Raw genomic sequence first — 13,446 nt, forward strand, 5'->3', positions numbered from 1 at the left:
AGAGCGCGAGAGGGCGCGGAGAAAAGGCAAAGGCGCGAACGATCGTTTCCGATCCGGCCACTCTCCGCGCGTGGTGCCCTCGGCGGTGAAGCACTCCTACCGGCAGCGTTCCGAACGTCTTATTTCTTCTCGACCGTTCCCAACGAGTACGGCTTGGTCGATTGATCGGCGTAGAAGAGCTCGCCGGTCTGGGTGTCGATGATGTACGCGCCGTGGGCGGGTGTATTGCGCCCCTGTGCGCCCCACGCCGAGACTTGGTAGCGCCCGACCGGGCCGGCGGGGAGCGGGGCGGCGCTCGCGACCGGCCGGAGCACGAAGCCCGGATTGGCCTCGGGCTGGGCGTGGACCCGGTTGGTCCGATCGTCCGTCATGAGCAGCGTTCCGAGGGCGCCGATTACGATGCCCGTTAGAGCTACCAGCCACTGAGATCGTGTAGCCATGACTGTCTCCGCGAGGTGCGCTGTTCCGAACCGCTCCCAGCGTACCACCGCGTGCCCGCCCGTGCTACTCCTTGCCGGGCACCAGATCCACGACCCAGCACCCGCGCACGTGCGGCCCCTCACCGCGGCAGTGATTCAGCACATCGGCGCAGTCACAGCCCGCGTCCTGGAGCGCGTCACCCAGAATCGGCATCGCGCCGAACTCACGCGATTCGTACATCTGTGAGGCGAGCGCGAGAACAGTAGAGGTGCGCCAGGCGAGTGAGAAGGCAACCGGGCGGAACGGATTGCCGAAGATACAGCGGGTGAGACCGACCTGAACCACGGTTTCTTCCGGACGTGTACGAGTCGTCTTGCACGCAGCAACGTAGGGCTCACCGCAACAAGCCGAAGCCGAGGCCCAGGCCACCATTGAGGCTTCTCCGGTCACGTGTGGTGCTTTCTGCCAATCACCTTTCTTGCGTGCGAGCTTGAACTGACTCTTCGAGATGCGCTGGTCGGCGTAATCCTCACTGGCACGGAGCACGTCCCGATACAGTTCCGCGACCGGGAACCGAATCCACAGGTTCAGATAGCACGCGCAGCCAAAGAGTCTGAACTTTCGGTCGCTCGCCCGATTGCGAAGGAAACGAATCATCGGTATCGGATCGTCGCACGCGAGCCACTCTGCTTCGGTCATCGGTCGCCCCTCGAACCGATCTCAGAATACCCGCCCGGCGCTTAGCGCATGAGAAACTTATCCTGATCCTGTCGCATCCGATGTATCCGTTGCCACTGTTCCTCATTACTTTCGTGCTTCTTCTGCATCTCGATACAGCCGGGGAGCCAGAACCCGAAGAAGAAGATCGCCGCGATGAACGCGAAGATCACCATTCCTCCCACCGCCGCCGGCTTCCCGCCGATCACGCCTTGCTTGCAGTACATGCAGGTCCATGCGTCTCCCGGTATCTCTGCGGAGCAGTACGGGCACGCCTTGGTTGGCCCCGGCCGCGTCGGGGGCTGAACCGTCAGCTTCATCTCGGTGGGCCCGGGCGCCGCGGGTTCGGGCCGTTCGACCCACTCTCCGCAGAACTTGCACTTCCTGGCTTCGGTAGGGATGTCCGCGATGCAGTACGGGCACTTCTTCATCACCGGCTCCCTTACCGAATGCCACTTGCGGGAACGCACCCTTGCTGGTGTTCGGACCGGACGCGCACCTATTTTGTACGACCACCCGCCGCCCTTGCGGGCGGGGTTCGCCGGCACTGGCTCTGATTCCGTGACGCGCCGCGGAGCCGATCGCGCCCAATTGCACCGAGTGCAACGAATATTACGCCATCCCTTCCACACAGTAACGTGAGTGCCGCATTTCGGCTCAAGTCCGCGCGCCCGATGGTCGAATTGCTGAAGCGGTAAGTCGACCTGGACGTATTTGGACTGGAGTGCGGGTATGGGGTTCTTCACGGGGCGCGTTACGTTCCTCCGATTCGCGGTTGGGGGGCCGGCCCCGCACCTGTTCGACGACGATCAGCTCGCGTGCCTGAGCGCGCACGCGGCCGGGCGCCAGGCCGTGGCCGCGGCGGACGGGATCGAGGTCGGGTGGTCGGCGGGCAAGTCCGTTCTCGACCTCGCGTTCGACCTGGGCAAGAACGTCATCAACGACGCCCTGCACTTCGATATGCGGGTGGACACGGACCGGCTCCCGGGCGACCTGCTCAAGGCGTACTACGAGTCCGATCTGGCCGCGCTCGCCAAGGACAACCCGAGCGGGTTCGCGTCCGCCAAACAGAAGCGCGAGGCCAAGGAGAGCGCCCGGGATCGGCTGGAAGCCGAAGCCAAGGACGGGCGATTCAAGCGCCGCAAGTGTACCCCGGTGCTCTGGGACCGGGCCTCCAACGAGGTGCTGTTCGGGGCGAGTTCCACGTCTCAGGTCGAGCGCTTCGCGGACCTGTTCCAGCGCACCTTCGGGCACCCGCTGGAATTACTCACGGCCGGGCGCCAGGCGGAACGGACCGCGGGCGCGCTGGAGCTGACCGGCGCGGCCGACGCGCCGTCCGGGTTCGTCCCCGGGGCGGGGGACGAGGTGGCCTGGGTTCCGGGGGGCGGACCGGCAGACTTTTTGGGTAACGAGTACCTGCTCTGGCTCTGGTTCCTGACCGATCGCGAATCGGACACGCTCACCTTGAGCGACGGGAGCGATGTTGTCCTGATGCCGGCTCGAACGCTGTCCCTGGAGTGCCCGCGCGGGGTGACCGGGAGCGAGACGATTGCGAGCGAAGGCCCGACCCGGCTACCCGAAGCCCGGCGCGCGGTGCAGGCCGGGAAGCTGCCCCGGAAGATGGGACTCACAATGGTCCGGCACGACCAGCAGTACGAACTCACGCTCCAGGCCGAGACGCTGGGCGTGGGCTCGTGCAAAATGCCGGACCCGCCCGAGGACGTGAGCGGCGCCCGCGCGAAACTGGAAGAACGGGCGACCCAGGTGCGGGAACTGGTCGAAACCCTGGACCTGCTTTACGCCCGTTTTCTGACCGTGCGCCTGTCGCCCGACTGGGCCGGCGAACTGGAGCGCATCCGGCGCTGGCTCGTTCCGGCGGACCAGCGCGCGGCGTAAGGTGTTGTGCGATACTATGCGGGCGAACGGTGCAGTCAGCGTCCGCCCGCCAGATCGATGAACGTGCCAGTGGCGTAGGACGCTTCGTCGGACAGGAGCCACAAGATCGCGGTGGCGACCTCTTCTGGTTGCCCGCCGCGCTTCATCGGGACGAACTGCTTTACCCGGTCCACGCGGCCCGGCTCCCCTCCGCTCGCGTGGATATCGGTGTAGATGAACCCGGGCCGCACCGCGTTGACCCGGATGCCCTCTTCCGCCACTTCCTTCGCCAGCCCGAGGGTGAGCGTGTCGATCGCGCCCTTCGCGGCGGCGTAGTCCACGTACTCACCCGGAGAACCCACCCGTGCTGCCACCGACGACACGTTCACGATCGCGCCGCCCGCTCCCCCGCGTGCCGTGGACATGCGGCGCACGGCCTCGCGACAACACAGGAACGACCCAGTAACGTTGGCCCCGAACACCCGCGCGATGCGTGCCGCGTCCATGTGCTCGACCCGCGTCTGCTGTTCGAGGATGCCGGCGTTGTTCACCAGCGCCGTCACCCGCCCCAACTCACGGTCCACCGTCTCGAACAGGCGGACCACGTCCACTTCAACGGCGACGTCCGCTTGAACCGTAATGGCCCTGGCCCCTGCGCGCTGGCATTCATCAGCAACCGCGTCGGCGGCGCCCTGGTTCGCGCGGTAGTTCACGCACACGTCAAACCCGCGCTCGGCCGCCAGGCGACAGGTGCTGGCCCCGATGCCCCGACCCCCGCCGGTCACGATCACGATCCGGTCCACGCGCGCCCCTCCTCGCGTTCTCATCTGTTCATCTTGTATGAACGGAAACCTCAATCCGTTACGCTCGTCCCGCACGCGCTCTGGTAGGGCACAACGGGTGGGACGTGCGCCCGTAGGTCACGGGCACGAGTACAGGCATGGCCCCTCAACCCACGAAGATACCGCCCTTACCGGTCGGGTCGAACACGAGCAAACTGAGCGCTTCGACGAGCGCGGACGAAAACCCTTTCAGGTGCGGCCCCGCCCCGGTGCCCGCCCCCGCGAGGAGCAAGCCCCCGTTCCCTGCGACGCGCACGCCCCCCTGGAACGCCGGATCGAATGCGAGAAAGCTGCGCCGTTCCGCCCAGCCCACGAACGTTTTCACGTGCGGCGGACCGACCGCCGCGCCCGCCACGATGCTCCCGCTCGCGAACCCGACCGACACCCCACCCGTGAACCCGCTGAACGCGAAGAAGCTGTTCCGCAGAGCCCCGGACGCGCCGTCGAACACCTTTACGTGTGCCCCGTTCGTGGCGGTACCGGTGACGATATCCGCGCGCCCGTCGCCGGTCGAGTCGCCCGCGGCGACCGTCACCCCGCCCGTGAACCCGTCGTAGGCGAGGAAACTACGGATCTCCGCCCCGGTCGCGCCGTCGAACACCTTCACGTGCGAAGCGCCCGTTGCGGTGCCCACGATGATGTCGGCGCGGCCGTCGCCGGTCACGTCGCCGCTCGCGACGAACAGCCCGCCCAGGAACGCCGGATCGAATGCGAGAAAGCTCCGCACCAGCCCGCCGGTCGCGCCGTCGAACACTTTTACGTGCGCTGCCACCCCCGGGGCCGTGCCGGTGACGACGTCTTCGACCCCGTCGCCGGTCACGTCACCGCTCGCGACGCGCACCCCGCCGCTGTACCCCGCGTAGGCAGTCGCGCTAAATCGCGTAGTGCCGTCCGCGTTCAGGGCGGCGACCCGGGAGGCGGCGCCCGGCCCGGTCCCGACCGCGATCAGTTGCGCCGGGGCCGGCGCCCCGGTCGCGGCGATCTGGTAGATGCGCCCGGTGCTCAGGCTCAGGTACAGCAACCGGCCGTCCGGCAGCACGTCTAAGTCGACCACGCCGGAACCGGCGGTCGAGTCGGCGAACGCGGTGACAGCGCCCGAACTTTCGTCCCGGAGGAAAATGCGGTTGTTCACGAAATCCGCAAAGAAGTAGTCGCCCACGAACGCGCCCGGGAACGATGCGGTCGCGGGGTTGTAGAACGCCCCGCCCGCGATCGACCGCCCTTGCAGGGGGCCGCTCCCGTGCGCGTAAGCGTACACCGGGCGGGTGAACCCCGGGAAGGCTGCCGGGTCGAAGTCACCCTCGGTGGCGGGCCACCCGTAGTTCGCCCCCGCGGCCCCCTGGTTCACCTCCTCGAACTGGGCTCCGCCGACGTCGTTAATGAATAGCCGCCCGGTGCCGGGCTGAACGGCCATCGTGAACGGGTTCCGCAGCCCCAGGGCGTAGATCGCGCGATTGTCGCCGGTCGCGGTGCCGAAGAACGGGTTGTCGGTCGGAACGGTTCCGTCCGAGTTGATGCGAAGCACTTTGCCCGACAGGTTGGTGAGCGCCTGCGAATTGCTGCTCACCCCCGCGTCCCCGACACCGACGTAGAGTTTCCCGTCCGCACCGAAGACCAGCGCCCCGCCGTTGTGATTGCCGTTCGTGGACGGGATATTGTCCAACAGAACGGTTTCCGAACCCGTAGCGGTGTTCCCGTTCGCGGTGAACCGGCTCACCCGGTTCACCGGCGTGCCGCTGGTGGTGTAGTAGACGTAGACGAAGTTGTTGGACGGGAAGTTGGGGTCGAGGGCCACACCGATCAGGCCGCGCTCGCTGGCCGTGTCCACGCCCACCGTGAGGAACGGGGGCGCGAGTACGACCCCGTTTTGCACCACCCGGAGCGCGCCCGTCTTTTCGGCGACGAAGACGCGCCCGTCGGGCGCGACCGCCATCGCGGTCGGCTGCGTCAGCCCGGCCGCGAACACCGACTCCGTGAATCCCGCGACGACCGCGGGAGTTTCGCGCGCCTCGAGTCGCTCGCAAAACAACCGTGCGCCCCGCCCCAAACGTACCCCCATGCGAACCCCTCAGCGGGCGACCGTTGGGCACGGGCGGACGAAGTGGCGAACCCGCGCCCCGCATTATACGCGACCCTTTGGAGCGCGGATTCACATCGCAATGGTTCGCGCGAGGCGCGAAGTTACCCGCGTCAATCCCGCTCCAAACCGCCCCCGCCGATGTCCGCCGAGGCTTCTCGGCCCCGTTCGGGCAGGTGCGGTAGCGCTGGGCGATCTCGGTCGGCGATAGGTGCGCGGCGACAGGTGATCGGTTCGTGGCAACTCCTCACTGGATTGGAGAGGAGTTGCCATCAGCGAAATTCGGTACCGGATGGCAATTGGTGTGTGCGTAGAATAGATACGGTCGCTTGGTACGAGATCGGCGGGGGTGGAGTAGTTAGTTAACTCGTCGGGCTAATCCCCCGAAGCCGTGGGTGCGAAGCCCACCCTCCGCACTTCTTGTCCACAAACGATAACAGCCCCGGCACTCTTCGTGAGCGTGCCGGGGCTGTTATGTCAGACGATTGATTAGTAGCTACGGGAGTACCCGCCGCGGCTCGCACCGGAGCCGCCCCGTGACCCGCCGGACGAGCCGCCCTCACGGGGCTTGGCCTCGTTTACAGTCAGGCTGCGACCACCGAACTGGGCCTGGTGCAAGCCCTGGATCGCTTCCTCGGCACCCTCGGCCAGCTCGACGAACGCGAACCCGCGGCTGTTGCCGGTTTCGCGGTCCGTGCAGATGGTCGCGCTCAACACCCGGCCGTAAGCGGAGAACATCTCACGCAGTTCGTCGGAGGTGGCGTTGAACGGCAGGTTGCCAACATAGAGCTTCTTCAAAATGCACTCTCTTCTGGGCTTTCGGCCCGGGAAACGGACGGCGCACGGTCGGAGTGATCGTGGCCGGGTCAGGAGCCGCTCGGCGGTTTGACGGTCTTGGAAACTGTGAGGCGATTGCTCAGAGTGGCTGAACCAAGAAGGGCCAAGTGCGTGGGCGGTGGGATGTCCATCATCTCCTGACGGGCGGACCGGTCGGTCCGCGTGAAAGCATTATACCCGAGGGCGGGTGTCGCGCGAATACCGATCCGAATTTTGTTCAGGGCCGTTGAGTTTCGGTAGTTGCGTTGCCCCACCTGTTCGTTGCTTCACTCAATAGGGCCCCAGCCGCGGTCCCGGTCGTGATGATCGTCGTGTTCGTAGTTATCGCGGTCGGTTACGGGCGTAATCGTTGTGGTCGCAGCCGCCGCACTCATGTGCGAGGTTGGTACTGGCACCGCGTTCACTTTCTTGAACGCAACCACCGTGCCGGCGATCGCTCCGACCCACGAGGTGACGTAGGCCAGCAACAGATCCGGTTCGTAGCCCAACATGATCGCGAATGCTGCTCCTGCGAAACCACCGAGTAACTGGCCCCAGGCCCAGTACCCGAGCAGCAAGAACACGAATGGTAGTACCGCTCGACCCTTATGACGCGCCCGTGCCGCAATATTCGGGCTGAGTACGGAGAGAACTAAGATTTCCAACACGGGCGATCTCCTCCGCGCCGAGAATCAACTGATCCCGGCGACCCGGCGGTACAGGCGCTCGTAGGCCTCGGCGCTGCGGTCCCAGCTCCAGTCCTGGACCATCGCGGTGGTTACGATCTGCCTGAAGTCCTTGGGCCGGTCGCGGTACAGCGTCAGCGCCCAGCGCACCGTTTCATAGAGCGCGCTCGCGGTGTAGTCGTTGAAACTGAACCCGGTCGCGCGCCGGTCCGCGAGGTTCTCCTCGGTCGCGTTCACCACGGTGTCCGCCAGCCCGCCGGTGGAGCGCACCACCGGCGGCGTACCGTACTTCAGGCTGTACATCTGGTTGAGGCCGCACGGTTCGTAGCGGCTCGGCATGAGGAACAGGTCGCTCCCCGCTTCGATCACGTGCGCGAGCGTTTCGTTGAACCCGAGGTAGATGCCGACCTGGTCCGGGTACCGGTCGCGGAGCGCCTGGAGCTGGTCGTGGTATTCCCGGTCGCCGTCGCCGAGCACCACGAGCTGGCACCCGAGGTCGAGGAACCCCTGTGCCGCGCTGAGGATGATGTCGATGCCCTTCTGGGCCACGAGGCGGGCGATCACGCCCAGAACGGGCGCGGTGGGCTTGCCGGGCAGGTGGAACCGGTGCTGGAGGTCCGCCTTGCAGCGCGGCTTCTTCTCGAACACGGTTTCCGGCGTGTACTGTGCGGCGATGCGCAGGTCGCGGGCCGGGTTCCAGTGCTCGTAGTCGCACCCGTTCACGATGCCGGACAGCTTCCAGTGCAGGTGCCCGAGCAGCCCTTCCAGCCCGTAGCCGAACTCGGAGGTTTGGATCTCTCGCGCGTAGGTCGGGCTAACGGTATTTACCGCGTCCGCGAACACGATGCCGGCTTTGAGGAAGTTCAGCCCGTAGTGTTCGAGTTGGCCGGGGTTGTACAGCCACCCGGGGAGCCCGGTGTAGTTCATCAATTCGCGCGGGTACGAACCCTGGTACGCGATGTTGTGAATGGTGAACACCGACCGGATGCGCTGGTACCCGGGGCTGTGGCGGTGCGTTTCGGCGAGGTAGGTTGGGATGAGGCCCGTTTGCCAGTCGTTCGCGTGGATAATGTCCGGGGCGAACCCGATGTGCGGGACTAGCTCCATTACGGCGCGGCAGAAAAAGACGAACCGCGCGCCGTTGTCGCCGTAGTCCTGCTTCCCGCCCCACCCCTGTTCCTGGTACAGCCCGCGCCCGGTGGCCGGGTCGTCGCGCTCGAAGTAGGGGCCGTGCTCGATCAGGAACACCGGCACGGACGTGCCCGGCAGGTACGATCGATGCACGCGGCACGCGAGCACACGGTCGCCCATCGGGACCGGGAGCACGATCCCGGTGCGCTCGATCGGCACCCCGGACCGGCGCACCGAGTTGTACAACGGCATCACAACGGAGACGGAGTTCCCGCGCCGGGCCAGGGCCGCGGGTAGTGCCCCGGCGACGTCCGCCAGCCCCCCCGTTTTGGCGAACCCGACCACCTCGCTCGCCGCCACCAGTACCCGCAAACCCGCCACAGTGTATCCCCACGTGTTCGGTATGATTGTTCGCGTTCGACCGTTCCGCTCACTCAACCCCGGAGTGTCTTATCACCCCGCGCGCGGTTGAGGCAGTGTCGATGCGTCCGCAATTCTGGTTCCGTTGCCTGCGCTCGAACGAGTTTGTTCGTGGCACAGGCCTCCGGCCTGTGGAGTCATTCCCACAGGCCGGAGGCCTGTGCCACCAAACCAAAGACCAAATTCGTAATCAAAAATTGGAGCCGCGAGACTACTATCCTTGTGTTTATAGTGGTAGTGCGTTACCATCCTAGTGATGTAATTCGCACCCACTTGAAGAGGCGCGTCGCGCATACGATCGGACCCGAAGGCGCATGTCCGCGAGTGGATCGCACCTTCGGCTAACGCGGCGTCTCTCTACAAGTGCTTGTCGAGTCTGTGATTGCGGCGATTTGCTAGCGATTGCGGTCCCCGAAAAGGTTAGCAAATGTTAGCCGCGTGGTGCTCCGGGTAATCGAGGCCGATTTCGGTGTCTTCGGAGGTTCGGTCTCCGGGTTTGTAGTGGTGACCCCACCTAACCGAATCGAATCGAACCCTCCCCAACAATCGGCTATTTGGGCACCCGAACTACTTTTTCTCTTCGATCTTCTTGGTAACGGAGAGGCTCCGCACGATGCGCGTCACTTCGGACCGGATGTCCGTATCCGCGGCCGGTAGACGTGCGGCAACGGTAACTCCGCCATCAGTTTGCTTAAGGACCGCGTATTCGAGCCGGACCTTCTCCGTGCCGAAGGTTGCATCTAGCGAAAACCGGTCCAATTGCACCGGCTCGGCGCGAATTTGCACCGGTTTTTCGGTCGCGGTAATCTGAGCTTTCTCCTTCGTCAGAAAGCCGGTTACTTCCTTGAGATAATCGTCCGGTGCAGGGACTTTCGTCGGCGGTTCCAGTGTGATGAGAATACCGCCACCGTGGGCGTGGTCGAGCGTGACTTGCTTGCCCTGAACGGCGCCGATGCGCCAGCCGCGCGGGTAGAGGAAGCGAACCCCGAGGTCCGCGTTGTCGTACAGGAGGAGCGTGTTCTCCGCGTTCGGCTTGAGTTCGAGGTCGCGGAGCGAGGGGTCCGAGAGGTCGGACGGCATTTGCGCGACTGGGGTGCGAGTCATCGTGAACTGCCCCTCGATCACACCGACCGTTTGCGATTTCCCGTCGAGCAGTTCGTGCGTGCCTCGCACCGAGAGGTACGTCAACAGGTTACTGTCGAGATCGAAGTACGCGGTGCCTTCGAGTTTCTGACGGTTCGGGCCGTCCTCGTTCACCCCGCGAACGGTGCCACTGATCTTGAGGCGCGCGAGCCGGCGGTTGTTGAGCTTCGTGAAGCCCACGAGTTCGACCGCGATCGTGCCCTCTTCGATCTTCTCCATATCGGTCAGTTCGGAGACGGCTGCTGCGGTCGCTTTCCAGCTTTGTCCGGGTTTCACCGGGTCCGGGGGCAACAGACCGGGCACCAGAGCCGGGTTGAAGACGTCCGTTCGGACGACGTCGATTTCGCCCCATGTAAGGGGGCCGTCCGGCGAGAACGGCGCCTTTTTCGCGCCGGCCTTGATGATGACCATGCGCCGCACGGACGGCCGAAGTCCGGCGTCCTGCTTCGCTTCGCCGACCGTGCGCTCGAACGAAACGTCGCGGTACGCGCGGACGGTTTTGAGCAACTCGGTGTCCTCGGGCTTCAGCAGGCGCTCTTCGTAAACGAGCTTGCTGGTTCCGGACACGGGCACCAGTTGCGGCGCCTTCCCCTTCTCGGTTGAAGGTAGTGCGAGCTTACCGGTGAGTTTCACCTGAACTTCGACCTTCGTGGTGTGCCCGGGCTTGAACGGCTCGGCGAGCGTGACGGCGTCTTGCGCGCTCGCGCGGCTTGTAAGTGCCGCGACAAGGAGCACGGTTAGAGCAACACTGTGGGGCCGGAAAACGGTGCGCATGGTGACCTCAAAATCGCCCGGTTCGCGCGCCATTCTAGCGCGGTTTTGTTTCTGAGCCGGCGCAAACTTGAGGCGGAATCGGGTTCTTCTTGTGAGATGCGTAAGATGTGCGGGTTAATTCAATTGGGATAAATGTGAGAGATGGCGCGAACTACCCCAAGTCGGGGATAGCGCTTTGCAAAAATGCACACAGTGGAAGAAAAGAAAGTGTCCTTCCGACACGTGTGAGGAGTTACTGAAACTAGAAGTGGAAAATATTGTGGCGCGGCTCGTGATCGCAAGTTACGATGGATTAACGGTTAGTGAGCGAGGCTAGGCGCGATTCGGCTGACACTCAGGTCTTTGGCAAGCGACGTGCTACTTAGAGAAATGACTTCGCGGACAGCCGCCGAGATGGACACCCCGAGATCACGCCGTTTTCGCGTCCAGTCCTTGATAACTAGCGAATTGGTGAGACCGGTGAACCCCTAACACGGTTCCTGTATCCAATTTAACAGATTGGTGCAAGTCCGACTTCCGGTCACCGTTTGTATGTCAGACTGGGTAAGAACGGCAGACTTAGAAGAGTATCCCTTGGTGCGACCGCGGAGACAACAAACTCTCGAAACCCGAGACGGGTTGCAACGAATACCAGATTAGAGTCCTGACCCCATCTTACCGCCGGGGACTAGTGATCCGGCGATCAGATATAGTTGAGCCACACGAACGGGCCGTTTGCCCGTGGCCGGGAGGAGCCGGTGATTACTTTTAAGAACTCAGCCCTGAAGGAACTGACCGAGCAGCAGACCCGGTTCGCCACTGCCGCGCGCCGGCAGCTCCAGATCGCCAACGCCCAGAAGCTCCTGAGCGAAATCGAATCGGGCCGGGCGTACCCGTACCAATACGTTTGTTACCGCGTTACCGATTACCGGTCCGAGGCTTACCCGGACCTTCTGCTGTCGGGCGACGACCTCAAGCACGACCTCGCGCAGTTCATCCGGCGCGTCGAGCGGTCCGTCCCGCCGCAGCCGATCGAGCAGACCGTTGAGCCGATGCTCACGCTCGATGAGGTGAGCAAGCGATTTAACGTTTCTACGAAGACCATTTCTCGGTGGCGCGTGAAAGGTCTCGCCGCCCGCCGGGTGAAAGTTAATGGGCGCAGCCAACTGGGGTTCCCGACCGTCGCCGTGGAACGGTTCGTCGCGGAACACAAAGTGCTCGTCGAGAAGGGGGCGCGGTTCAGCCACCTGACCGACGACGAAAAGGAAGGCATCCTGCGGCTGGCACGCGAACTGCGTGACGCCGGGGGGACGCTCACGGAGGTGAGCAAGAAGATCGCGACCCAGTTGAGCCGCAGCCCGGAGGCCGTGCGCTACACGATCAAGAACTTCGATCGCGGGCACCCCGAGGGGGCTCTGTACCCGAATGTGGCCGGCCCGCTGAGTGATGCCGCGAAGCAGGAGATCTACTTGGCCAAGCGACAGCACGAAATCGATATGAAGAACGCCAAACCCACGGGGGATACCGTGAACCTCATTGCCAAACGATTCGGCCGCGCCCGGTCCAGCATGTACCGGGTGGTGAACGAGGTGCGGGCCAAGGAACTGGTTCGCCAGCCGGTCGATTACATATACAACGCCGACTTCGACGACCCGACCCGCGAGTCCGAGATGCTCGCCGACATGCCCGGACTGGCCGAGTTCGATGCCAAGCGCGCCGGGAAGACCCCGCCGAAGGACGTGCCGCCGCACATGGCGCACCTGTACGAGTGGCCGCTGCTCACGAAGGAGCAGGAGCAGCACGTGTTCCGGAAGATGAACTTCCTGAAGCACCAGCTCCACAAGCTTCAGGACGCGATGGACCCCGCGAAAGCCCGGGTTCAGGATCTCGTTCGCATCGACGAACTGAAGGACGGCATCCGCGACTGCCGCGACGTGCTCATCAACTGCAACCAGCGGCTCGTGTACGCCCAGGCGAAGCAGAAGCTCGCGCTCGGGGAGAACATCGACGACCTCGTGAGCGACGGTAACCTGTCGCTGATGCGGGCGGTCGAGAAGTTCGACTACGGTCGCGGCAACAAGTTCAGCACCTACGCGACGTGGGCCATCATGAAGAACTTCGCCCGGTCGATCCCGGACGCGAAGACCCATAAGCAGCGGTACATGACCGGCCACGATGACCTGTTTGAAGCCAAAGCCGACGTGCGGACCGACGAGCAAGAGGTTCTGGCGCTCGCGGACCAGGCCCGATCCCGCGTGAACCGACTCCTTGAACACCTGGACGCACGCACGCGGGAAGTGATCCGGATGCGGACCGGTCTGGACGGGTCAGAAGAGATGACGCTGGAGCAGATCGGCCAGCACTTTGGGATCACGAAAGAGCGAGTGCGCCAGATCAACGTTCGCGGGATGAAGATGCTCCGCGAATGGGCCGCGAAGGAAAACGTCGAAGTACCGTAACCGGTGCCCGATCACGAGTAACAGCGCGGCCCACCCTGGAAGCGGGGTGGGTCGCGTTATTTTGCTACGAGTGATTCGACTGTCGCACGCGGAGTGCGCATTTTCTG

11 protein-coding genes and 1 tRNA gene are annotated in these 13,446 nt (G+C 64.2%); 3 read left to right on the forward strand and 9 right to left on the reverse strand.

Features of this window, described 5'->3' with window-relative positions; all coding sequences use genetic code 11:
- Positions 1–119: 119 nt before the first annotated feature.
- The 3 genes from VT84_RS15490 to VT84_RS15500 all read right to left on the reverse strand — a co-directional run bounded on the left by VT84_RS15490 (position 120) and on the right by VT84_RS15500 (position 1,568).
- Positions 120–440, reverse strand: coding sequence for a hypothetical protein (locus VT84_RS15490; RefSeq protein ID WP_157469523.1), 321 nt, complete (start codon positions 438–440; stop codon positions 120–122).
- Between the two features lie 64 nt (positions 441–504).
- Positions 505–1,119 (reverse strand): hypothetical protein, encoded by a 615-nt coding sequence (locus VT84_RS40835; RefSeq protein ID WP_239465851.1) that lies wholly within the window; start codon positions 1,117–1,119, stop codon positions 505–507.
- A gap of 41 nt (positions 1,120–1,160) precedes the next feature.
- Positions 1,161–1,568: a zinc ribbon domain-containing protein gene (locus VT84_RS15500; RefSeq protein WP_082840183.1), complete on the reverse strand. Its 408-nt coding sequence runs from the start codon at positions 1,566–1,568 to the stop codon at positions 1,161–1,163.
- A gap of 301 nt (positions 1,569–1,869) precedes the next feature.
- Here VT84_RS15500 and VT84_RS15505 point away from each other — a divergent pair, with 301 nt between their 5' ends.
- A complete protein-coding gene (locus tag VT84_RS15505; RefSeq protein ID WP_082840184.1) occupies positions 1,870–3,033 on the forward strand; it encodes a hypothetical protein in 1,164 nt (387 codons plus the stop codon).
- A 35-nt stretch (positions 3,034–3,068) separates the two neighbouring features.
- On the opposite strand, the gene VT84_RS15510 is transcribed toward VT84_RS15505, so the two are convergent.
- Both VT84_RS15510 and VT84_RS15515 read right to left on the reverse strand, forming a co-directional pair.
- Positions 3,069–3,839, reverse strand: coding sequence for an SDR family oxidoreductase (locus VT84_RS15510; protein WP_082840185.1), 771 nt, complete (start codon positions 3,837–3,839; stop codon positions 3,069–3,071).
- A gap of 121 nt (positions 3,840–3,960) precedes the next feature.
- Positions 3,961–5,913, reverse strand: a complete 1,953-nt coding sequence (locus VT84_RS15515; RefSeq protein ID WP_082840186.1) for a PQQ-dependent sugar dehydrogenase — start codon at positions 5,911–5,913, stop codon at positions 3,961–3,963.
- A gap of 361 nt (positions 5,914–6,274) precedes the next feature.
- Between VT84_RS15515 and VT84_RS15520 the strand changes: the two genes are divergently transcribed.
- A tRNA-Ile gene (locus VT84_RS15520) sits at positions 6,275–6,347 on the forward strand.
- 73 nt (positions 6,348–6,420) lie between these two features.
- On the opposite strand, the gene VT84_RS15525 is transcribed toward VT84_RS15520, so the two are convergent.
- The 4 genes from VT84_RS15525 to VT84_RS15540 form a co-directional block, all read right to left on the reverse strand.
- Entirely contained in the window at positions 6,421–6,729 is a 309-nt protein-coding gene (locus tag VT84_RS15525) for an RNA recognition motif domain-containing protein (protein ID WP_052557500.1), read from the reverse strand.
- 305 nt (positions 6,730–7,034) lie between these two features.
- On the reverse strand, positions 7,035–7,415 hold the full coding sequence (locus tag VT84_RS15530; protein ID WP_157469524.1) for a hypothetical protein: 381 nt from the start codon (positions 7,413–7,415) through the stop codon (positions 7,035–7,037).
- Positions 7,416–7,439: 24 nt separating this feature from the next.
- Positions 7,440–8,945 carry a glycogen synthase GlgA gene (gene glgA / locus VT84_RS15535; protein ID WP_052557503.1) on the reverse strand — a complete coding sequence of 502 codons (1,506 nt, stop codon included), beginning with the start codon at positions 8,943–8,945 and terminating at the stop codon, positions 7,440–7,442.
- A gap of 606 nt (positions 8,946–9,551) precedes the next feature.
- Entirely contained in the window at positions 9,552–10,901 is a 1,350-nt protein-coding gene (locus VT84_RS15540; RefSeq protein ID WP_157469525.1) for a hypothetical protein, read from the reverse strand.
- 737 nt (positions 10,902–11,638) lie between these two features.
- On the opposite strand from VT84_RS15540, the gene VT84_RS15545 reads away from it, so the two are divergent.
- Positions 11,639–13,339, forward strand: a complete 1,701-nt coding sequence (locus VT84_RS15545; protein ID WP_052557506.1) for a sigma-70 family RNA polymerase sigma factor — start codon at positions 11,639–11,641, stop codon at positions 13,337–13,339.
- The last annotated feature ends 107 nt before the right edge of the window (positions 13,340–13,446 follow it).

The sequence above is a fragment of the Gemmata sp. SH-PL17 genome (genome assembly GCF_001610855.1).
Classification (GTDB): domain Bacteria; phylum Planctomycetota; class Planctomycetia; order Gemmatales; family Gemmataceae; genus Gemmata; species Gemmata massiliana.